Genomic DNA, 21,314 nt, shown 5'->3' with positions numbered 1-21,314 from the left:
TTCCCTGATAAGCGCCGTCTCGCAAGACCGCAATCAAGGGACTGCGTCCCGGTTCGCTGGGGAAGCCGATCACGCCAGTTCGCCGGCCAGGTTCTTCCGTGCCGCGGCCAGCCACAGTGCCTTGGCACGTTCGCCGTGGAACAGCGGGTCCAGCCGCAGGAGACGGCGCACGACGGCGGCGCGCCCCTTGGCGAACTCGTCGTCGCTGACGCTGGCGTAGTCTTCGCGGACGGCGGCGAGGTACCGAGCATAGGATTGCTGGTCCCCGCCGAGCACTGAGAGGTCGGCATCGCAAAGAAGTGCACCGGCGTAGTCGCCGGTCTTTGGACTGTGAGTAACGGTGAGTCGGACCAAGCGGACCACCTCAGCTACCTCGTGAGGTGCCAAGCCGGCGGCCGTGAGGCGTTCCTCTGCCAAGAGCGCAGACCGTTCTTCGTCCTGCCCGGCCACGCCTTCATAGACGGCATCGTGAAACCATGCCGCCAAGGTGACTGTCAGCGCAGGCTTTTCCGGTTCCGTCAGCACGTCCAAGGCCTCAAGAACTGCCATGAGGTGGGTCCGGTTGTGGTACTTCCTGCCGTCCTCGCCCCAGCGTTCCAGCAGCTCAAGGCCCAACTCTTCGTGGCCTGGGTATGTGCTGTTCCAACGTTCCATCAAAGGTACTGTCAATGCCTTGCTCCGTTCACGAGCCGGGATGCGCAGTCCGCTGGCGATGAGCTTGCGGACCAGGATGCGGGCCTCCACCGGGATGGCGCCCGCCGCGACGAGATCATCGTATCGCCGTTCGGGGACGTCGTAGTGGTCTCCGTCGAAGGCTCGCTCCGGAACTCCGGCGGAGGCAGCGAACTCGTGCAGCTCCTCCAGCGACGTGTCCGAAACGAGGTGCGAAAAAACGGTTCCATGAGCTGGCCACAGGGGCGGATCGACGTAGATGGCCATTGCCAAAGTGTACCCATGTGATCCTTCCCAGTTGCCGGCCGTCGGGACGTCTACCGCCGTGCTGCCGTCCCGGAAGTACAGGCTTCAATGCCCGCGCTGATCACGGCAACTGGGAAGGAGCGCTGCGAATCTCAGTGCTGTGCCGGCAGGATGTTCTGGTTCCCGCGGAACACGTTGTCAGGATCGAATTCACGCTTCACCAAGGACAGTCGGCGGTAGTTCTGCTCGCCATAGGCCGCCATGATCCGGTCCTGGCCCTCGTCACCAATGAAGTTCAGCCACACGCCGCCCGTGGTGTGCGGGGCAATGTCCTGCCGGAACTGCTTGACCCAGGCTTTTGCCTCCTGCCCGCCCTCCCGGGTTTCGGACAGGCCGAACGGATGGCTGACCCAGGCCGCGCCGCGGTGTTGCAACGGCGTGTTCGCGGCAGCCGGACCGGCCACGGCTCCGCCCCATCGTGCCAACAACTGCTGCGAGTGTGGTCCAGGAAGGCGTTGCGCTGAGTCCACCAGGAGATCCAGGGCGTCGTCGCTGAGCTCGTTGTGATAGTCGGCGCTCCAGTAGTTGTAGAGGTCCGGTGGGTCGTCAATCATGCACTGGAAGTCGGCGTATCCCATGGGTGAGACCAGATCCACCGAGGGGCCGAGCTCTTTGAACGGTTTCGCGTGTTCTTCGCCGGCCTCAACATCGCCCGCGTAGATGTAGGCCATGCCGACGGCGAGTTTGCCCACCATCTCCTCCGGGACGAACTCTTCCGGCGGGGCGGTGAGGTACACCAGGGCTGTCCCCACGGCGTCGGGCGCTTCCAAAGCGAGCCCCCGGAAGGCGCGCGACAAATCCGCGGCATCTTCCCCGGGGAACAGCATGAGACCGGCCATCACGGTGGGTCCGAGGTCGTGCAGCTTGAACGTCAAGGAGGTAGCGACGCCGAAGTTTCCGCCGCCTCCGTGGAGGGCCCAAAAGAGCTCGGGGTTCTCACCCGGGCTGGCGGTCACCCTTTCGCCGGAGGCCGTGACCAGATCGACGGAGAGGAGGTTGTCGCAGGCGAATCCGTACGAGCGCTCCAGCCATCCTGAGCCCCCGCCCAGCGTGAAGCCCGAAACTCCCGTGGTGGACGCGCGGCCGCCGGTAACGGCAAGCCCGTGTTGCTGGGTTGCGCGGTCGAACTCACCCCACGTCAGTCCGGCGCCGGCAGTGGCGGTCTTCATCTCGGGGTCGATGCTGATCGACTTCATGGGGCGGACGTCAACCACCAGCCCGTCATCATTGGTGGACATACCGGCCACCGAATGCCCTCCCGAGCGCACAGTGACGTCCAAATTATGGTTGTGCGCATAGCTCAGCGCCTCAGCAACCTCGCCGGGATCAGCGCATTTGGCGATGACAGCCGGCCTGCGGTCGATCATCGCATTGAAGAGTTTTCGGGCGTCGTCGTAGTCCGGGCTGTCCGGCCGAATCCATTCCATGGGACGTTCCTTCGGATATGAAACTCTCCCCTAGAACAGGGTACGACCCCCGCGTCCCGGTGGACCATGGGTAACGCAAATTACGACGACGGCGGCGCACCACTTCCCGCCGGGCGCAGCCGCTACGAACGCAGCAGTAATATTTCGTTTGCGGTGGAACATGGAACACTGATCCGCAAATACGGAACTATGATGCATCTATGCCGCAAATACGAATTTCCGAGGCCGCGCGCTTCCTTGGTGTCAGCGACGACACCGTGAGGCGATGGACGGAGAACGGAACGCTCACTGCCAGCAAGGACGCAGCGGGGCGACTCGCTGTGGACGGACTTGAGCTGGCAACACTTGCCCGTGACCAGTCCCATCTCCCGGACGATCCCTCACGGGCGGCAAGCTCGGCCCGCAACCGCTTCGTCGGCCTTGTCACCGGGATCACTGCGGACAAAGTCATGGCCCAAGTAGAGCTTCAGTGCGGCCCGTTCCGCGTGGTGTCGCTGATGAGCAGCGAAGCCGTCCGCGAGCTCGGCCTTGAACTTGGCTCGGTGGCCACAGCCGTGGTGAAGGCCACCACCGTCATCATCGAAACCCCGCAGGGAAAGAGCATCATATGAGCATCATCCCTAAGCCTGTCTTCGCAGTGCTGGTTGCCGGCGCCATGGCCGCAAGCCTGGCCGCAAGCCTGGCGGGCTGCGCCTCGGGCACCACAACTCCGTCCACGGGCTCCGGCAACCCGGAGTCCTCGGCGTCCGGAGAGATCACCGTTTTCGCCGCGGCATCCCTGAAATCCACTTTTACCCAGTTGGCCAAAGACTTCGAAGTCCAGCACCCGGGCAGCAAAGTAACTCTCAGCTTTGCAGGCTCCTCCGACTTGGTCACACAGATCGCCCAGGGTGCCCCTGCGGACGTCTTCGCTTCGGCCGACGGCAAGAACATGAACAAGCTCGCCGACCAGGACCTCGTGGACGGCACCGCAACCAACTTCGCCACCAACGTCCTGGAGATCGCCGTCCCACCCGGCAACCCGGCGTCGATCTCTTCCTTCGCGGACCTCGCCAAGCCCGGCGTCAAAGTGGTGACGTGCGCCAGTCAGGTTCCCTGTGGCGCTGCAACAGAGGCCGTGGAGAAGGCCGCCGGGACAACGTTGAGCCCGGTCAGTGAGGAATCGTCAGTGAACGATGTCCTCGGCAAAGTCACCTCGGGCGAGGCCGACGCAGGCCTGGTGTATGTCACAGACGTCAAGAGCGCCGGCGACAAGGTCAAGGGCATACCTTTCCCGGAATCGGACGAGGCCGTCAACACTTACCCGATTGCCACGGTCGGCACCAGCAAGAACAAGGAACTCGCAGCCGCATTCATCTCAAACATCACCAGCGAAGCGGGCAAGAAGGTCCTCAGGGACGCCGGCTTCGGAACGCCGTAGCGCAGGGCACATGACCAAGCGCAGCGGCTACCACGGCATTCCGCGGTGGATTTATGTCATCGCCGCCGTGGGCGGACTTCTCATGGTGCTTCCCTTGGCGGCGATGCTGCTGCGGGTGAATTGGCCGCAATTCATTCCACTCATCACCTCGGAGTCGTCCCTCGCCGCGCTGGGGCTGAGTCTGAGGACTTCCGCGGCCAGCACTGTGCTGTGCGTCGTTCTGGGAGTTCCGTTGGCGCTGGTGCTTGCCCGCGGTGAGTTCCCCGGACAGCGGCTCCTACGTTCCTTTGTCCTGCTGCCGCTGGTGCTGCCGCCCGTCGTCGGCGGACTCGCTCTCCTGTACACGTTCGGGCGGCAGGGGCTCCTTGGAAAATCCCTTGAGCTGGCCGGGATCCAGATCGCGTTCTCCACCACCGCCGTGGTTCTGGCGCAGACTTTCGTAGCCCTGCCGTTCCTGGTGGTCAGTTTGGAAGGCGCCCTGCGATCGGCGGGAAGCAGGTACGAGGCTGTCGCGGCGACCCTCGGGGCGCGGCCCACCACCGTTCTTCGTCGCGTCACGCTCCCGCTGGTTCTGCCAGGGCTCGCGTCCGGCGCCGTGTTGTCCTTCGCCCGCAGCCTGGGCGAGTTCGGCGCCACATTGACGTTCGCCGGCAGTTTGGAAGGCATCACCCGCACGCTTCCGCTCGAAATTTACCTGCAGCGCGAGACCGACGCCGACGCCGCAGTGGCCCTTTCCTTGGTGCTGGTGGCGGTGGCAGTTGCGGTGGTCGGGCTCAGCTACGGGCGTCGGCGAAGCAGCACCCCTGTGGAGGTGCAAGCGTGAGCTTTGAGCTGCAGGCCACCCTGGGTGCCAGGAACTTCGACATGTCCTTAAGCCTCGCTGACGGCGAAACTGTTGCCATCCTTGGACCCAATGGCGCCGGAAAGTCCACGTTGCTGGGCGTGATCGCGGGTCTGCTGCGGCCGGATGCGGGCTCGGCGCGAATCGGCGGCAAGCAATTATTCAGGCTCGACGACGGCACCCACCTTTCGAGCCCGCCCCACCTGCGGGGGACTGCGCTTCTGGCGCAGGAAGCGCTCCTGTTTCCGCATCTGAATGCCTTGGACAACGTGGCTTTCGGGCCGCGCAGTGCGGGGGCGTCGAAGGCTGCCGCGCGGGAAACTGCCCAGCACTGGCTGGCCGAGGTTGATGCCCTGCCACTGGCCGACCGGAAGCCCACCCAGTTGTCCGGCGGGCAGGCCCAACGTGTGGCGGTGGCGCGTGCTTTGGCCGCTGAGCCCGAGCTCCTCCTCCTGGACGAGCCCATGGCCGCGCTGGACATTCACGCGGCGCCCTTGCTCCGCCGCGTCCTCAAGCGGGTCCTCACAGGGCGAAAAGCCATCATCGTCACGCACGACATCCTGGACGCCTACATGCTTGCCGACCGCGTCATCGTGGTGGAGAAGGGGCGCATCGTGGAAGAAGGACCCACACGTGAGGTACTTGAACGGCCCCGAAGCCACTTTGCTGCGGGGCTCTCAGGACTCAACCTGGTCACCGGGACCGTTGCGCCTGAGGGAATTACGACGCCGGATGGCCGGCTTTTCGCCGGGCAACACGATCCGGAGTGGTCACCCGTGCCCGGCCAGGCAGGCGTGGCCGCTTTCCCGCCGTCGAGCGTTTCCGTCTTCCTGGGCGACGTGCACGGAAGCCCGCGCAATTCCTTCCCGGTGATCGTCACGGACCTGGAGCCGCACGGTGACCAGATCCGCGTCCGCGCCCACGCGGGGCAATCCGCGCAGTCGTTGTCAGCCGACATTACGCCTGCGGCATCCGCGGACCTGGGCCTGGTGCCGGGCCTGGAAGTCAGGTTTGTGGTGAAGTCTGCGTTGGTGTCGGTCTACCCGGCCTAAGGCCAAGGGCTACTCCCGGTACATCCGCTCGGCGTACGACGGACCGTAGTAGGACTCAAGGTCTTTCAACGGGGTTTCGGGCTGTGTGTAGGTCTTGGACAGCATGGCGATGCTGGGCAAGCCGTCAGGGTCCCAGGTTTCCGGTTGCCACAGCCCGCTCCGCATGAAGGCTTTGCCGCAGTGGGTGAACACTTCGTCCACGGCAACTACTACAGCCGCGCGCGGCCGGTGCCCCTTGACTATCATGAGCTCAAAGAAGTCGGCGTCGCGGACGATTTGTGCCGTTCCGTTGATCCGGAGCGTATCCGTGCGGCCCGGCACTACGGACAGTATGCCGACGTTGGGGTTCTCCAAAATGTTGTGGAAGCCGAAGGCGAGTTTGTTGCCGGGGCGTTCGGGTATGGCAATGGTGTGCTCGTCCAGTACCTGTATAAAGCCGGCTGGGTCTCCTTTGGGTGAGGCATCCACTCGACCTTGCGCGTCCGTCGTCGAGATCACGCAAAAAGGGCTGGCACCCAACCATTGGCGGTCGAAATCGCTGAGCGAAGTGCGCACCTTTTGGCGCACGCGATCAAGGGGACGGCCAATCAGTGCTTCGAGTTCTTCCACGCTGGAGATGGGGTTCATGGCCCCAGCCTACGTGCCTTGATTTCGGTGGGCTCTGGACACGGGTTTCGCCGTGGGCAAACATGGAACCCAGTGGGCCGAAATCAAAGTTGAGCGTAGTAGACTCAACTTTGAAAGTATTGGTTCATCTCCAGAAAGGGAGCACTCTTTGGACGTCAAATTCACCACCAAAAGCCAGGAGGCCCTTTCTGCGGCCGCCATGAATGCCTCGACTGCCGGTAACCCCCAGCTCGAGCCCGCCCACCTCTTGAAAGCCCTCATGGACCAGCGTGAAGGCGTTGCCGTGGCACTGCTGCGAGCAACCGGGGCAGATCCTGATGCCGTGAGCGTGCAGGCCAGCTCTGCCATCAAAGCGCTGCCGTCGTCCTCGGGCAGCTCGGTCCAGCAGGCGCAGTTGTCCCGCCAATCCATGCAGGCCATTCAGGCCGCCCAGAACGAGGCCGACAAACTCGGCGACTCCTTCGTCTCCACCGAGCATCTGCTGCTGGGACTCTCGGCCGGAAGCGACGCCGTCGGGAAGTTAATGCGCGACGCCGGTGCCTCCCATGAGGCGCTTCTCGCCGCCCTGCCGGGTGTCCGGGGCGACAGGAACGTCAATTCCCCGGATCCGGAGAACACTTTCCAAGCCCTGGAGAAGTTCGGTACTGACCTCACTGCCGTGGCCCGTTCGGGCAAGCTGGACCCCGTCATCGGGCGCGACAGCGAGATCCGGCGCGTCGTCCAGGTCCTGAGCCGCCGCACCAAGAACAACCCCGTGCTGATCGGTGAGCCAGGCGTTGGAAAAACCGCCGTTGTAGAAGGCCTTGCCCAGCGCATGGTGGCCGGCGATGTCCCGGAGAGCCTGCGCGGCAAAACGCTCATCGCCTTGGACCTCGCGTCCATGGTGGCCGGTGCCAAGTACCGTGGCGAGTTCGAGGAACGCTTGAAGGCTGTCCTGGAGGAGATCAAGAACTCCAACGGCCAGATTGTGACGTTCATCGACGAAATCCACACGGTTGTGGGTGCAGGCGCCACGGGTGACAGTGCCATGGATGCAGGAAATATGCTCAAGCCGATGCTTGCCCGCGGTGAGCTGCGCTTGATTGGTGCCACCACCCTGGACGAGTACCGCGAGAACATCGAAAAAGACCCTGCCCTGGAGCGCCGCTTCCAGCAGGTCTATGTCGGGGAGCCCAGTGTCGAGGACACCATCGGCATCCTCCGCGGCCTGAAGGAGCGGTACGAGGCACACCACAAGGTAGCCATCGCCGACTCCGCTTTGGTCGCCGCCGCAACACTGTCCAACCGGTATATCTCGGGTCGCCAGCTTCCGGACAAGGCTATCGACCTCGTGGACGAGGCCGCCTCGCGGCTCCGCATGGAGATCGATTCCGCACCGGAAGAAATCGACCAGCTCCGCCGCGCCGTGGACCGTTTGACCATGGAGGAGCTGGCCCTCCAAGGGGAGACTGATCCTGCTTCGGTGGAACGGCTGGCTGCGCTCCGTGCGGACAAAGCCGATAAGAACGAGGAACTCAGTGCCTTGAACGCGCGCTGGGAAGCTGAGAAAGCCGGGCTCAACCGGGTGGGCGATCTCAAAGCTAAAATCGACGAACTGCGCTCCGCCGCGGACAAATCGCAACGCGAAGGCGACCTCGAATCGGCATCGCGCATTCTTTACGGCGAATTGCCGGCCCTGGAGCGGGAGCTCAGTGCCGCTGCTGAAGAGGAGTCAGCCCGGAGCGATTCGAAACCGGAACTGATGGTTGCAGAGGACGTGACCGCGGACGACATCGCGGAAGTCATTTCAGCATGGACCGGCATCCCGGCCGGCCGCATGCTCCAAGGCGAGTCGCAGAAGCTGTTGCACATGGAAGAAGAGCTTGGGAAGCGCCTTATCGGCCAGACCAAAGCTGTCCAAGCTGTGTCTGACGCCGTGCGCCGTGCCCGTGCCGGAATCAGCGACCCCAACCGTCCCACAGGATCGTTCCTGTTCCTGGGGCCCACCGGCGTCGGTAAGACGGAGCTGGCCAAGGCCTTGGCGGACTTCCTCTTTGACGACGAACGCGCCATGATCCGGATCGATATGTCCGAGTACAGCGAGAAGCACTCGGTCGCCCGCCTTGTCGGTGCCCCTCCGGGATACGTGGGCTACGAGGAAGGCGGCCAGCTGACAGAAGCTGTCCGTCGCAGGCCCTACTCCGTAGTGCTGCTGGACGAGGTGGAGAAGGCCCACCCCGAGGTCTTCGACATCCTCCTGCAGGTTCTGGACGATGGCCGCCTCACCGACGGTCAAGGCCGCACAGTGGACTTCCGCAACACCATCCTTGTGCTGACGTCCAACTCCGGAAGCCAGTTCCTGGTGGACCAGTCGCTGGATGCAAAGGCCAAACGGGAAGCTGTTATGGCGGTGGTGCAGGCATCGTTCAAGCCCGAGTTCCTGAACCGCCTGGACGAGATCGTTCTCTTCGATCCGCTGTCCGTTGAGGAACTCGCCCGGATCGTGGAGCTGCACGTCGCCGAGCTGAGCAACCGCCTCCGGGATCGCCGCCTGAGCCTCGAGGTCACGGATGGAGCACGTGCCTGGCTGGCCATGTCCGGCTTCGATCCCGCCTACGGCGCACGACCCCTTCGCCGGCTGGTCCAGCGTGAGATCGGTGACCGTCTGGCCAAGGAGATCCTGGCCGGCGAAATCGTGGACGGCGATACCGTGCTGGTGGACACCTCGGCTGACCTTGATGAGCTCACCATTGAAGGGCTGGAGGCGCTGGAAGGTCCCGACGGCGGCTTGCCGGTGGGCTCAGGGCTCACGGTTCGCCGGAAGTAGCGTTACTGGCTACTTCGCGAGGAGGTCTTCCGTGATGGTGTTCCCTGAATCCACCACGATGAAGCAATCAACGCGGCGGTCGCCCCGATCCCAGCTAGTGGTGCTCGGGTAAACGTTCTGCTGGAGCAGCACGTAGTTGTCGGACGCCGCGTTGAGCTTCACGTCCTTGCAAACCTCGCGCCCTTTGTCCCTCAGGGCGTTGGTGCCGGGAAAGGACTCGTCAGCACCGTACGTGTGGACGGCGCCCAGTTGGGCCGAGTGCTCGGTGTCGCAGGCCACGGCCCTGGCTTTTGAGGCGTTGGCATCGAAGTCGGCAAAGCAGTCGCCCACTTGGAAGTCCTTCGCCTCGGCGTCACGGGGCAGCGGACCGGCGGTGGGAGCTGCGCTGGGCGAGGATACAGCTGCTTCCGGGCGCGTACCCAGCAGATTCAGCAAGACCCAAATCACAACGCCAATGAGAATGAGGACGCCAACCACGATTCCGCCGATAACCCAACGCTGTCGCTTGACCGGATCCCCATGAGGCTCAGGCTGCCCTTGGGTCGCAGGATCTCCCTGCGGCCCGGGCCGCCATTCCTGACCCAGATAGGACTGCTGGCCCGGATAGGGCTGGTCGGGGTGCGGCTGTTGGCCCGAATAGGACTGGCCGGGGTACGGCTGCTGGCCCGGATAGGACTGGCCGGGGTACGGCTGCTGGCCGGCGTAAACGGGAGCCTCTGCGTTTTCCGGTGGGGCTGCATCCGTGGGTGGCAATGCGGGGTCCGGCTGGTTTGCCGGGTCGGGAACAAAGTCAGGGTCCAGTTCGGGGGCGGGATCCGGTTGAAGGCCCGACGGCGGCGCCCAAGGAGCTGCTGGCGGTTGCTGGCCCGGTGCCGGTGGCGTCTTGGGCGCAGGGGGCGCTCCATCCTCGCCTTGTTCGCGTGGTGAACCATCACGGGGTGAAGTGTTGTCCTGGCTCATATTCCGGGGTGTGCCTTCCTGCTGTGGAGCCGCATTGAGGCAGACTCTACCCAATTTTCGCTTCTCTTGTAGGTGTATTGGCCTGCTTTCGACTGTAGTCGGCCCCGACGCGGGGTGGTGGTGGCGCGCAGGCACCTCCGAAAGCATGTAATCTAGACATACGACAAATTGACCAAACATTCCGGGGCCTCACCGATAGCCAAGGTGACCACCTCCGGTCCAAGTACAAAAGGGGGTCACGCCATGGGGCGCGGCCGTCAAAAGGCAAAAGCTACCAAGCAGGCTCGGGACATTAAGTACTACTCCCCGAACACTGACTATTCGGCACTTGAGCGGGAGCTCACGGGTCCGTCCAGTCGTGTAAAGAGCCACTTCCCCGACGATCCCCCGGAGCCGGACTATTCGGCCTACGAGGACAAATACGCGGAAGATGACGACGACGAGGTAGACACCCGTCGGATCGGATAGCTGTCGCAACCAACAGGTGCCTTTGGCGCTGAGTTGCGGACCGCCGTCGTACATCAAGGTCATCGCGCATTTCCGGATGCCGTATATCTTTTGAAAAAGGGCCTTCAGGCCACGCCATTCATTGGCGTACCCTGGGGGCCCTTTTTTGCGTAGGCTGGAGTTCGAGCGCATCGAAAGGGAAATCCATGCCGGAGGTCGAGAGATATCAGCAGGGAACACCGTGTTGGGTGGACCTGTCCTCCACCGACATTGAAGTTTCCAAAAAGTTCTACAGCGACCTTTTTGGTTGGGAGCTTGATGCCATGGACGCAGGAAATGGCATGACCTATTACATGGCCAAACTCCAGGGCCGATACGTCGCCGGGATGATGCAGCAGCTGCCCGATGCCCCGGCGGGCATGCCTTCCTATTGGGCGAACTACATTGCCGTTGATTCCGCCGATGAGGCCGCCCAGCGCGTGGAAGCCGCTGGGGGAACCCTCCTTTCCCCTCCTGAGTCGGTGCCAAACGGCAGCGGACGTATGTTCTTCGCCACAGATCCCACCGGTGCCCAGATTGGCTTCTGGGAGGCCGGCGACCATCCGGGATCAGGCTTGGTCAATGAGCCAGGAGCCATGATTTGGAACGAACTGCAGACGGACGACGTCCGGAAGGCCGTAGCGTTCTACGAGGCTGTGACGGGTTGCACCAGTGAGACCACGCCGGCCGGTGACCTGCAGGAGTACACGAGCCTGCTGGTGGATGGAAGACGCATCGCCGGTGCGCTCAAGTTGCCCATTGAAGGGCTGTCGCCGTTCTGGATGACGTACTTCAACGTGACGGACATTGATGCCACGGTGGAGCAGGCCGTCGAGTTGGGCTGCCACGTCATCGCCCCGGCATTCGATGTGCCGGGGGTTGGGCGAATGGGAGTTCTCATGGACCCGGCAGGCGCAGCATTCAGCATCATGACAGGACTCGCAGCATGACAGCGCGCAAGCACTACGCCAGCGGTGAGCCGTGCTGGGCGGACCTTCAGACAAGGGACGTCGCGGCGGCTAAAACCTTCTACGGACAAGTCTTCGGCTGGACTTTCAAGGACCTGCCTACGCCGGACGGACGCAGCTATGCCCAAGCCTTCGTCAAGGATCACCTGGTGGCTGTGATCGCCCCGCAGAACCCCATGCAGGAGGCCGCCGGAACCCGGGGCCAGTGGAACGTCTACATTTCGGCCACTGACACGGAGGAAATCGCGGAGGACGCGGTCCACGCGGGAGGGAAACTTCAGTTTGGTCCGGAGGCTGTCGCGGATACGGGTGTCTTGGCGTTCATCGAACCTCCGGGCGGCGGAACCACGGGTATCTGGCAGGCAGGAACTCATGTGGGCAGTCACTTGTTCAACGAGCCCGGCGCATTGGCCTGGGCGGAACTGTTGACGCCCGAGCCGCAAGCCGCCGTCGCGTTTTTCCAGCAGCTTTTCGGGCATGACGTGACCGAATATCCCCAGGACGACGGCGGCAGCTACAGCACGCTGATGGTCAAGGGCGACGAAGTGGCTGGCATCGTTCCTGCCGATGAGGGCGACGACGCCGGCTGGCAGATCTACTTCGGCGTCGCGGATCTGCGAAAGGCCGCGGACGCGGCAGTGGGCGCCGGGGGAGAGCTTCTGGTGGAACCGGAGGACAAGCCCGAAACAGGGTCCTTGGCCACCATTCAGGATCCGCAGGGCGGGGTCCTGAGCCTGATCCAGGTCTAGGAAGAGCAAAAGAGCGGCCGGGCAGTTTGTGACTGCCCGGCCGCTCTCTACAAAGCGGTACGCGCTTAGGCGTAGGCGTTCACCAAACGGACAGCGCCGCCGTCGACGCCCTTGGCACCCTGGACGTAGTCCGGGCCGGTCTTGTCGATCGAGTCGCTGTCTGCCGAGACGGTACCCATCACCCAGGACGGCAGGCCGCGGTCGTTGAGGCGGGCAACAGCTGCATCGGCTGCTTCGGCGGAAACAATGGCAACCATGCCCACGCCAAGGTTCAGTGTGCGCTCCAGGTCGGCCAGTGGAACGTTGCCCAGCTCAGAGACCAATTTGAAGATGGCGGGCAGTTCCCAGGTGTTGCGGTCAACCGTGGCCACGAGGCCCTGCGGGAGGACACGGGCCAGGTTGGCAGCCAGGCCGCCACCGGTGACGTGGCTGAAGCCATGAACTGCTGCGTCGCCCGTGACCGGGAAGGTGCGTGCGAGGTCCAAGCAGTCGGCTGCGTAAACGCGGGTGGGCTCCAGGAGTTCTTCACCCAGCGTGCGGCCGAGTTCGGAAACCTGGCGGTCCAGGGCCCAGCCGGCGTGGTTGATGACGCGGCGGACCAGGGAGTAGCCGTTGGAGTGCAGGCCGGAGGAGGCCATGCCGATGACGACGTCGCCAGCACGGACGCGGTCCGGGCCGAGCAATGCGTCGGCTTCGACGATGCCTGTAGCGGCACCTGCGACGTCGTACTCGTGCTCACCCAGGAGACCCGGGTGCTCAGCGGTTTCGCCTCCCACCAAGGCGGTGCCGGCGACGGAACACGCAGCAGCGATACCGCGGACGATGTCCGCGATGCGCTCCGGGACAACCTTGCCGCACGCGATGTAGTCCGTCATGTACAGGGGCTCAGCACCCACCACAACGATGTCGTCCACCACCATGCCAACCAGGTCGAAACCGATGGTGTCGTGGATGTCCATGGCCTGGGCGATAGCAACCTTGGTGCCAACGCCGTCCGTGGACGTTGCCAGCAGCGGCTTCTTGTAGGTAAGCAGCTTGGAGACGTCATACAGGCCAGCGAAACCGCCGACGCCGCCAATCACCGACGAGTTGTGGGTCGCCTTGATAGCGCCCTTCATGAGTTCGACTGCACGGTCTCCCGCTTCGACGTCGACACCCGCGGAGGCGTAGGTGATACCGGAGTTGTTCTCAGCGGCAGGGGTTGCGGAGGTCATACAGACTCTTTCTTGTCGGCGTCGGTCAAACGATCAGCGTCGGTAAGCAGGTTTTCGAATTCGGCGTCAGGCCCGGGATCGCAACCCGTGGCGCCCGGCTTCTCGGCAGGGTCCTCGGTATTGTCCACGGACGTGTCTTCTGCAGCAGGCAAGCCGCCAAGGTCGGTGCGCTCCAGCAGGTTCTTGCCCAACTTGTCCGCGTGCGGCAGCTCGATGGGGTATTTGCCAGTGAAACAGGCGGTGCAGAGGCGTTCGCGCGGCTGCTGGGTAGCGCCGATCATGCCGTCCTCGGAGATGTAGGCCAGCGAGTCAGCGCCGATAGCCTGCGAGATCTCCTCGATGGTGGCGCCGTTGGCGATGAGTTCCGCGCGGGACGCGAAGTCGATGCCGTAGAAGCAGGGCCACTGAACCGGGGGAGATGAAATCTTGACGTGCACTGCTGCGGCACCGGCTTCACGGAGCATCCGAACGATGGCGCGCTGCGTGTTGCCACGGACGATCGAGTCATCAACTACAACAATGCGCTTGCCACGGATGACGGATTCCAGGGCGTTGAGCTTGAGCCGGATACCCAGCTGGCGCAGCGTCTGCGACGGCTGGATGAACGTGCGGCCCACGTACGCGTTCTTGACGAAGCCGTGTGCGAACGGGATGCCGGACTGCTCTGCGTATCCAACAGCCGCGGGGGTACCGGACTCGGGAACCGGAATCACGAGGTCTGCCTCATGCGTGTTTTCGCGGGCCAACTGGCGGCCCATCTCAACACGGGCCTCGTACACGGAGCGGCCGGCGATGGCAGCATCCGGGCGGGCGAGGTAGACGTACTCGAAGACACAGCCGGCGGGAGTCGCCTCGGCGAAGCGCTGCGAACGGACGCCGTCCTCATCGATAGCAATGAATTCGCCGGGCTCGATCTCGCGGATGAAGCTCGCGCCAACGGTAGCCAGGCCGGCTTGCTCTGAGGCGACAACCCAGCCGCGCTCCAGACGGCCAAGACACAGCGGGCGGATGCCGTACGTATCGCGGGCTGCGTAGAGGGTTCCTTCGTCCATGAAGACGAAGCAGAAGCCACCCTTGATCTTGGGCAGCAGCTCCAGAGCAGTCTGCTCCAGGGTCTTGCCCTCTTCGCCCTCCAGGAGAGCTGTCACCAGTGCGGTGTCCGAGGTGTTGCCCTGCTTCATTTCACCGGTCAGCTGGCCGTCGTTGCGCTCAAGGATCATTTCCCGGAGCTCAGCGGTGTTGGTCAGGTTGCCGTTGTGAGCCAAGGCAACCGTACCGGTTGCTGTTGCACCCAGGGTTGGCTGCGCGTTGGCCCAGTGGCTTGCACCGGTGGTGGAATACCGGCAGTGGCCCACGGCCAGGTGCCCGGTAAGGGTGTTCAGGGTTGTCTCATCGAAGACTTGGGACACAAGGCCCATGTCCTTATAGACATTGATGCGCTTGCCGTCACTGGTAGCGATACCAGCCGATTCTTGTCCGCGGTGCTGCAGCGCATACAGCCCGTAATAGGTGAGTTTTGCTACTTCTTCACCGGGAGCCCAGACCCCAAAGACGCCACAAGCGTCCTGAGGGCCTTTTTCGCCGGGGAGAAGATCATGAGAAAGTTTTCCGTCGCCACGTGCCACTGGTCGATTGTCTCATGTTGTGGCCGTGGTACGTTCCCCCGCGGGCTATGTGACCCTGTGAACGGGCGCAGAATAGGCGTGTTCCCGCGAAAATGCGGCGTGTCTCACATTTGCTGCCCTGTGAAGAGGCAGGCCAAGCGCCTGACTTAGCGGACGCCGTCGTTCTCTGGTCCTTCATCCGGAACCGAGTCCGGAACGGGCTCCACTACGGCGCGCTGGGTGCGCTTGACGCTGAGGCGGTCCAGGATCAGGGCGAGGATGGAGAACAGGATGACGCCGCCGCCGGCGCAGACAATCAGGAAGAATCCGAACACAGTGCCGGCATCAAACGCGGGGTCGGCCTGGCGCCCGTAGGCGATGATCGCGGCCACGATTGCACCAACCACGGCCCCCAAAATCATGAAGGGTACAAACTTGGGCGCCCGGCGAACGGTGATCTCGCGGCGGGCGGAGTTGGGGGTGGTGTCCTCTGAAGCCATGCCTTCAAGCGTACCGTTCTCCGCCGATGTGACAGTTAATGCCAATGTTCGTGGTGAACATTGGCATTAACTGGCAACTCGTCGGGGTGTGCTAGCTGCCGCGGTACGTCGAGAACGCGAACGGGCTCAGCAGGAGAGGCACGTGGTAGTGCTCGCCGGCGTCGGAAACTGTGAAGTTCAGGTCCACTTCCGGGAAGAACGTCTCGGTACCGAGGCCCTCGTAGTAAGCGCCCGTAGCGAAGTTCAGGCGGTAGGCGCCGCCCGGAATCCGTTCGGGGCCGAGCGTCTTGATACGGCCGTCGGCGTCGGTTTCGCCCTTCGCTACCAGGGTCCAGTCGTCGCCTTCGCGGACGTAAAGTACGACGGCGACACCCGCCGCCGGGCGTCCGGAACCGGTGTCCAGAATATGGGTTGTTACCTGTGAAACGCTCATGCGTTGACTCCTTCGCTGATCAGTCCGGAGAGACGCAACAGTGCGATCTCGCGGAGCTGGCCGGCCACGATCGTGTCTTCTTCTTCGGGGGTGTGGGTGATGCGTTCCTGGAGGGTGTTGAGGATTTCCTCGGCGCTGCGACCCGCAGCGCGAATCAGGAAGACCCTGCCGAACTTCTCCTCGTAGGCGCGGTTGCCCTCGGCGAGTGCGGCTGTGGTGTGGTTGTCGCCTGGGTCCACGCCGGCCTGTTCCGAGCGCGACATCGCGGCCTCGGTGGTCTGCGCCTTGGGGCGTTCGCCGATCCTGGGGTGGTGGGCCATGGCTGACTCCACCTCGGCCGCGGTGAAGGGCTCGGCGGCGCGCTGCGCTTGCCCTAGCAGTTCGTCGACGCTGGCGTACGGACGCGCGTCAACGATTGCTTCCACCCAGCGGCTGATATCCAGGCAAGGGGTCAGCGTCTTGATGGCCTGGTCCCGTTCAACACTGTTGAATACTGCAAGCTCCATGCTTGTGTCATCCTCATGCAAAATGCTGGCATCCATGGTGTGGGCTATGCGGAACTCCTGCTGGTACAGGAGGAAGCCCGTGCTTCAAGCTTCCGCATCATGGAACTGTTATTTCAGCATACGTAATTCAGTTAAGCCGAGTGGGCGGGCTGGTGTCAAGAGCCTACAGCGCTGTGACGGCGCGTTCGAGCCGTGAGGTAGAGGCGATGCGCCGTGATTACCAACGCCAGCCAGGCGATGCCAATAGCCCAGGCTGCCAAGACATCCGTCAGCCAATGGTGGCCCAGGTAGACCCGGCTGAGGCCCATCGTGAAAGCGAAAGCCGCGGCCAGGAGCACCGTGATAACCCTCGCCTTGGTGGTCTTGAGCCTCAGGATGATCAGGTAGGCCACGATGCCGGCTATCACCAGGGAGTTCAAAGAGTGGCCGCTGGGGAATGATGCGGAGTGCTCGTAAGGAGGAATTGCGTCCGCGATGTCCGGGCGGCTGCGGCCGAAGATCGGCTTGCCCAAGACGGTGATGATCAAAGATCCCAGACCTGCTGCGAGCATCAGGATGACAGGAGTCCATGACCTCCTTTTGGTGGCCAGAAAAATCATGATGCCCACGGCGATGAGGGGCATGCCCACGGTGCCGCCAATATTCGTGTAGGCGGTGGTTGCCGCGTCCAAAGCGGGAGAGCGCACCGTCTTGGCTGCCGCCAGCACGGGATCATCCAATCCGGCCACGCCGTCGGCTTCCGTCACGGACTCGTAGACCTCACCAAACACCAGGGCCAGGGACAGGGCAACGGCAAGTCCCACAATAAGGGTGATGATCAGGGCTGCATACGGCCCGAGCAGGGACGTGACTTTTTCGGCGCCTCCGGCCAGCACCCGGCCGGCAGGGGACTTCCAGCGCGTCAGGTCCTGCCCGGCGACGAAACGGTCCTGGCTTACCTCGCCCCTGACGCCTTGCTCCGGCGCCTCTTTTCCTTCAGTCGTCACTCGCGTCCCCTATCCGTGGCGGCCTCAGTATTGGTGAGTAACCTTAGCAGTTGGGGCTTGGGGGTTCCTGGGCTTTGCTGGCATCAGGGCAGTGATTCGCCCACTTTCACCAGCAGTGTCTGTTCCTGCTTGAGCTCCGCGCCGGTGTCGCGGAGCGGGCGGAGCTGTGGAACCGACCGACCCGTCGCGGGGTCCACCAAGGTTGAGTGCGCTTCGTCGGGACCGAAGGCGTTACGTTCGCCCCACTGCCGGAGACTGAGGATGAGGGTGAAGAGGTCCCGTCCCGCGCTTGTTAGCTCGTACTCGGTTCGAGTGCCCCGGTCATTGGGGATCCGAGTGAGGACGCCCCTGTCTACCAGGAGGCGCAGGCGGTCCGAAAGGATGTTCTTCGCCGCGCCCAGCGATCTCTCAAATTCTGAGAAGCGACGCTTGCCGTCCAGTGAATCCCGGATGATCAGCAGGATCCATTTGTCGCCCACAAGGTCGGCCGCCCGGGCTACCGGGCATTCGGGATCGGTCCACTCGATACTACTTGGTTGCAACATGAAACCATTCTGCCATAGTCTCAAATGGTTGCATATCGAAACCAAAATAATGGAGAAGGTGCCATGAGCAGTGACCAACTGACGAAATCCACGCAAGAAATCAGCCGTACCCTCGTGCTGTTGCTCGCGGGCGTCGCAGGATTCATGGTGTCGAACATCTACTACGGCCAGCCACTCTTGGAGCGCATCAGCGCCGACATGGATATCTCCGTGGCGAGCATCGGCTGGATCGTGGCGTCATCCCAAGCCGGATATCTCCTGGGGCTTGTTCTCCTGGTGCCATTGGGGGACATGGTGGACCGTCGCAAACTCATCACAGTCCAAGTGGCTGCCAGCGCAGTCGGCGCCTTTGCCGTAACCCTTGCTTCATCCCAAACAGCCTTGCTGCTCGCCTTCGCGCTCCTGGGCCTGGCCTCATCCGTAGTGCAGACCATCGTCGCGTACACCGCCGCATCCAGTACCCCGGACCAAAGGGGAGGAAGCATAGGTACTGTTACTGCCGGCGTCGTAAGTGGCCTCATCCTTGCACGGACCATAGCGGGCGGCATGACGGAGCTGTGGGGTTGGAGGTCGGTTTATGTTTCCGCGGCGGCGGCCGGGGCGGTCCTCGCCGTCGCCGTCTTCCGCGCCCTGCCGCCGGACAGCGATGCCCGCGGCGAAATGCGCTACTGGCGGGCTGTCACGTCAGTTGTTGTCCTGACCCGCCGCAACCCTGTGTTCCGTACCCGTGCGCTCATCACCATGCTGCTGTTCGCGTCCTTCGGCGTGCTGTGGAGCGGGATGTCGTTGCTGCTCAGCGGTCCCGCGTGGAACCTACCGCCGGGGGCGATTGGGCTCATGGGGCTGGCCGGCCTTGTGGGAATACTGGCTGCGTCCAAAGCTGGTGCTACGGCAGACCGCGGATGGGGACAACGGGTCACGGGTTTCAGCTTGGTGGCGCTCCTGGGCTCGTGGCTCACGCTGTCCCTGGGGAACTGGTCATTGCTCTGGTTCATCGCCGGCATCATCGTGCTCGACGCCGCTGTGCAGGCCGTTCATGTCAGCAGTCAAACCATGATCGTGGCGGGCGCTGAAGAGTCCGCCAGCAGCATCATTGGCAGCTACATGGTGTTCTACTCGGTGGGCAGTGCGCTGGGCGCCGCCGCCGTTGCCCCGGTGTTCGATGTCTGGGGATGGACCGGGGCCAGCGTTCTTGGGGCAGGATTCGCGCTGCTTGCGCTCGCGGTTTGGGGAACGGACCGGCTGAGGCGCCACAGCAAGCATGCTGGGGGTGTTGGTTAGCTCCGCACAGCGGGCTGGGGCAGAATGACCTCAAGCAGCTGAAGGAGTTCGCACATGCCAGACATTCTGACGTCCAGGTTCCTGTTCGGTCCCGGCCCGAGCAATTGCTACCCCGAAGCCATGTCCGCCCTGGCCTATCCCGTGCTCGGCCACCTTGACCCTGTGTTCATCGAGCGGCTTGACCACACCTGCGAAGGCCTCCGGACTGTGTGGGGTACGTCCAATGCGCGGACTCTTCCGCTGAGTGCCACGGGCTCCGGTGGCATGGAAGCGGCTTTCGTGAACACCGTGTCCGACGGCGACGTGGCAGTGATCGCTGTCAACGGACTTTTTGGGGCGCGGATGTGTGAGGTTGCCCGGCGATGCGGGGCAACGGTTGTCCGTGTTGATCATGAATGGGGACAGCCCGTAGACGCTGACCGCGTACTCTCGGCACACCCTCATCCGAAGGTGATCGCTGCCGTTCATGCCGAGACTTCCGTGGGCGTGCTCTCCGACATCGCTGCGCTCGGTGCCGGCAAGGGCGACGCGCTGTTGATTACTGACGCCGTCACGTCCATCGGCGGTTTGGAGCTCCGGGCAGACGACTGGGGGATCGACGTCGGATACGCCGGAACGCAGAAATGCCTGGGTGTGCCGCCAGGATTGTCGCCGTTCACGGTGTCCGACCGCGCCTTTGAGCGCCGGGTCAAAGATCCGCGCTCCTGGTATCTCGATATCGGGCTGCTCGGCGGGTACGTCGGCGCGGCCAGCGGTGCCCGGACGTATCACCACACTGCGCCCGTCACCATGATTGCCGGCCTGGAAGCCGCGCTGGACCGTATCCTCGCCGAGGGGCTGGACGTTGTTCAGGCCCGGCATCGCGCTGCTGGTGCGGCCTTGCAGGAAGGGCTGCAGGACATGGGGCTGGAACTGTTCGCCGCCGAGGGTTCCCGGTTGCCCAGTCTCACCACCGTTAAAGTGCCCGACGGCGTCAGCTCTGCTGCCGTCCGCGCTTACCTTCTGGAAAACTTCAGTATGGAAATCGGCTCGGGTGTCGGTGAGTTCGCGGACACTGTGTGGCGCATCGGAATGATGGGCCCGAACGCCAACAGTGCTTCCGTGACCCTGGTGCTGGGCGCCCTGAAAGAGGCCATCGCCAAAGCCTGACGCTCTCTCACATCCCGCGTGCTTGGGTGGGACGCTCTCTCACGTCCCGCGTGTTTGGGTGGGACGCTCTCTCACGTCCCGCGTGTTTGGGTGGGACGCTCTCTCACATCCCGCGTGTTTGGTCAGCTGGCCGGGATTTCCTTCGGGTCGCAGCTCTCGGACTTAACTGGAACTGTGACGTCGAGGTAGGCGGGGAACTTTGATCGGACGCTCACCGTGGCGCCCGCGGCATCAGTGCTCCGTGTGACCACCCACCCTCCGGGAACAGGATCGGTTCCGTCGAAGGCAGGAAATCCGTGCTTTTCGAGGACAGGATCGGCCGCAGCGAAGAGATCCTCAAAGTTTCTGGATGGATCCACGATGTCCGCGCTGCTTTTCATGCTTTGCGGGGAGAGCATGCATCTTCCGTCTCCGGCCAGGCTCATGCTTGCCGGGCCGTCGACGGACCAGGTGATGTCCGGCATCTTCGTTTCCAAGGCGGCGACAAGTTCCTTGGTCAGAGCGTCGTACCTGGCGATGCTCTCAGGGGCAGGAGCAGGTTCGGAAGTAATGGGAGGCGCCTTGCTGGGTTCCCGTGTGCTTTCGCCGGGGGCGCTGCACCCGGCAGCACCAACAGATCCCATGACGAGGGCAACGGCCACCGCGAACGGGCGCGCTGATGTTCGAAGCATGCAGCGGTTCATTTCTTCCCCGGTTTCATTTAGTGCTCGACGGCGGATCTCACCGAATGCTGTCACGCTGCGTTGCGCTCGGCGATGGGGAGAACAACCCTTTGCAGATGA

The 21,314-nt window shown here is 63.3% G+C and carries 22 protein-coding genes; 10 read left to right on the top strand and 12 right to left on the bottom strand.

The features are described from left to right. Nucleotides 1–69: 69 nt before the first annotated feature. The gene (locus AC1RJY_RS08045) at nt 70–939 is read right to left on the bottom strand and encodes a DUF4031 domain-containing protein (protein ID WP_498602074.1); all 870 of its coding nucleotides are present in this window, start codon (nt 937–939) and stop codon (nt 70–72) included. Nucleotides 940–1,070: 131 nt separating this feature from the next. After that, nucleotides 1,071–2,405, bottom strand: coding sequence for an FAD-binding oxidoreductase (locus tag AC1RJY_RS08040; protein ID WP_498602073.1), 1,335 nt, complete (start codon nt 2,403–2,405; stop codon nt 1,071–1,073). 200 nt (nt 2,406–2,605) lie between these two features. Here AC1RJY_RS08040 and AC1RJY_RS08035 point away from each other — a divergent pair, with 200 nt between their 5' ends. Genes AC1RJY_RS08035 through AC1RJY_RS08020 form a run of 4 tightly spaced genes read left to right on the top strand, consistent with a single transcriptional unit; the run spans nt 2,606 to nt 5,718 of the window. After that, on the top strand, nt 2,606–3,016 hold the full coding sequence (locus tag AC1RJY_RS08035) for a TOBE domain-containing protein (RefSeq protein ID WP_011776155.1): 411 nt from the start codon (nt 2,606–2,608) through the stop codon (nt 3,014–3,016). Further along, nucleotides 3,013–3,825, top strand: coding sequence for a molybdate ABC transporter substrate-binding protein (modA, locus tag AC1RJY_RS08030; protein ID WP_498602072.1), 813 nt, complete (start codon nt 3,013–3,015; stop codon nt 3,823–3,825). The genes AC1RJY_RS08035 and modA overlap by 4 nt, the downstream gene beginning before the upstream one ends. Nucleotides 3,826–3,835: 10 nt before the next feature. Beyond that, nucleotides 3,836–4,648, top strand: a complete 813-nt coding sequence (locus AC1RJY_RS08025) for an ABC transporter permease (RefSeq protein WP_043806346.1) — start codon at nt 3,836–3,838, stop codon at nt 4,646–4,648. Next, a complete protein-coding gene (locus tag AC1RJY_RS08020; RefSeq protein WP_498602071.1) occupies nt 4,645–5,718 on the top strand; it encodes a sulfate/molybdate ABC transporter ATP-binding protein in 1,074 nt (357 codons plus the stop codon). The genes AC1RJY_RS08025 and AC1RJY_RS08020 overlap by 4 nt, the downstream gene beginning before the upstream one ends. Nucleotides 5,719–5,727: 9 nt before the next feature. On the opposite strand, the gene AC1RJY_RS08015 is transcribed toward AC1RJY_RS08020, so the two are convergent. Further along, entirely contained in the window at nt 5,728–6,345 is a 618-nt protein-coding gene (locus AC1RJY_RS08015; RefSeq protein ID WP_498602070.1) for a pyridoxamine 5'-phosphate oxidase family protein, read from the bottom strand. Between the two features lie 148 nt (nt 6,346–6,493). Here AC1RJY_RS08015 and clpB point away from each other — a divergent pair, with 148 nt between their 5' ends. Continuing rightward, complete coding sequence (gene clpB, locus AC1RJY_RS08010; protein WP_498602069.1) at nt 6,494–9,151, top strand: ATP-dependent chaperone ClpB; 2,658 nt, start codon at nt 6,494–6,496, stop codon at nt 9,149–9,151. A 9-nt stretch (nt 9,152–9,160) separates the two neighbouring features. On the opposite strand, the gene AC1RJY_RS08005 is transcribed toward clpB, so the two are convergent. Beyond that, nucleotides 9,161–10,111 carry a septum formation family protein gene (locus AC1RJY_RS08005; protein ID WP_498602068.1) on the bottom strand — a complete coding sequence of 317 codons (951 nt, stop codon included), beginning with the start codon at nt 10,109–10,111 and terminating at the stop codon, nt 9,161–9,163. A 243-nt stretch (nt 10,112–10,354) separates the two neighbouring features. On the opposite strand from AC1RJY_RS08005, the gene AC1RJY_RS08000 reads away from it, so the two are divergent. The 3 genes from AC1RJY_RS08000 to AC1RJY_RS07990 all read left to right on the top strand — a co-directional run bounded on the left by AC1RJY_RS08000 (nt 10,355) and on the right by AC1RJY_RS07990 (nt 12,314). Next, entirely contained in the window at nt 10,355–10,579 is a 225-nt protein-coding gene (locus tag AC1RJY_RS08000) for a DUF3073 domain-containing protein (RefSeq protein WP_011776148.1), read from the top strand. Nucleotides 10,580–10,764: 185 nt separating this feature from the next. Continuing rightward, on the top strand, nt 10,765–11,547 hold the full coding sequence (locus AC1RJY_RS07995) for a VOC family protein (RefSeq protein WP_498602067.1): 783 nt from the start codon (nt 10,765–10,767) through the stop codon (nt 11,545–11,547). Continuing rightward, nucleotides 11,544–12,314: a VOC family protein gene (locus AC1RJY_RS07990; RefSeq protein WP_498602066.1), complete on the top strand. Its 771-nt coding sequence runs from the start codon at nt 11,544–11,546 to the stop codon at nt 12,312–12,314. Before AC1RJY_RS07995 ends, AC1RJY_RS07990 begins: the two co-directional genes overlap by 4 nt. A gap of 65 nt (nt 12,315–12,379) precedes the next feature. On the opposite strand, the gene purM is transcribed toward AC1RJY_RS07990, so the two are convergent. The 7 genes from purM to AC1RJY_RS07955 all read right to left on the bottom strand — a co-directional run bounded on the left by purM (nt 12,380) and on the right by AC1RJY_RS07955 (nt 18,102). Then, nucleotides 12,380–13,528 (bottom strand): phosphoribosylformylglycinamidine cyclo-ligase, encoded by a 1,149-nt coding sequence (gene purM, locus AC1RJY_RS07985; protein WP_014922810.1) that lies wholly within the window; start codon nt 13,526–13,528, stop codon nt 12,380–12,382. After that, nucleotides 13,525–15,153 (bottom strand): amidophosphoribosyltransferase, encoded by a 1,629-nt coding sequence (gene purF, locus AC1RJY_RS07980; protein ID WP_210065864.1) that lies wholly within the window; start codon nt 15,151–15,153, stop codon nt 13,525–13,527. Before purF ends, purM begins: the two co-directional genes overlap by 4 nt. A gap of 146 nt (nt 15,154–15,299) precedes the next feature. Beyond that, the gene (locus AC1RJY_RS07975; protein ID WP_210065865.1) at nt 15,300–15,632 is read right to left on the bottom strand and encodes a hypothetical protein; all 333 of its coding nucleotides are present in this window, start codon (nt 15,630–15,632) and stop codon (nt 15,300–15,302) included. Nucleotides 15,633–15,723: 91 nt separating this feature from the next. Continuing rightward, nucleotides 15,724–16,065, bottom strand: coding sequence for a hydroxyisourate hydrolase (gene uraH / locus AC1RJY_RS07970; protein ID WP_017199951.1), 342 nt, complete (start codon nt 16,063–16,065; stop codon nt 15,724–15,726). After that, entirely contained in the window at nt 16,062–16,571 is a 510-nt protein-coding gene (gene uraD / locus AC1RJY_RS07965; protein ID WP_043471507.1) for a 2-oxo-4-hydroxy-4-carboxy-5-ureidoimidazoline decarboxylase, read from the bottom strand. The genes uraH and uraD overlap by 4 nt, the downstream gene beginning before the upstream one ends. Nucleotides 16,572–16,726: 155 nt before the next feature. Next, the gene (locus AC1RJY_RS07960) at nt 16,727–17,557 is read right to left on the bottom strand and encodes a phosphatase PAP2 family protein (RefSeq protein WP_014922807.1); all 831 of its coding nucleotides are present in this window, start codon (nt 17,555–17,557) and stop codon (nt 16,727–16,729) included. 83 nt (nt 17,558–17,640) lie between these two features. Continuing rightward, entirely contained in the window at nt 17,641–18,102 is a 462-nt protein-coding gene (locus AC1RJY_RS07955) for a winged helix-turn-helix transcriptional regulator (RefSeq protein ID WP_011776139.1), read from the bottom strand. Nucleotides 18,103–18,165: 63 nt separating this feature from the next. Between AC1RJY_RS07955 and AC1RJY_RS07950 the strand changes: the two genes are divergently transcribed. Then, entirely contained in the window at nt 18,166–19,383 is a 1,218-nt protein-coding gene (locus AC1RJY_RS07950; protein WP_210065867.1) for an MFS transporter, read from the top strand. A 54-nt stretch (nt 19,384–19,437) separates the two neighbouring features. Continuing rightward, entirely contained in the window at nt 19,438–20,532 is a 1,095-nt protein-coding gene (locus tag AC1RJY_RS07945; protein ID WP_210065870.1) for a pyridoxal-phosphate-dependent aminotransferase family protein, read from the top strand. Between the two features lie 122 nt (nt 20,533–20,654). On the opposite strand, the gene AC1RJY_RS07940 is transcribed toward AC1RJY_RS07945, so the two are convergent. Further along, nucleotides 20,655–21,203 carry a hypothetical protein gene (locus AC1RJY_RS07940; RefSeq protein WP_498602065.1) on the bottom strand — a complete coding sequence of 183 codons (549 nt, stop codon included), beginning with the start codon at nt 21,201–21,203 and terminating at the stop codon, nt 20,655–20,657. Nucleotides 21,204–21,314: the final 111 nt, after the last annotated feature.

The organism is Arthrobacter sp. GW822-FHT05G07, from assembly GCF_058799755.1.
Note: the sequence above shows the minus strand (reverse complement) of the source record. Positions and strands in the feature narration are given on the sequence as shown.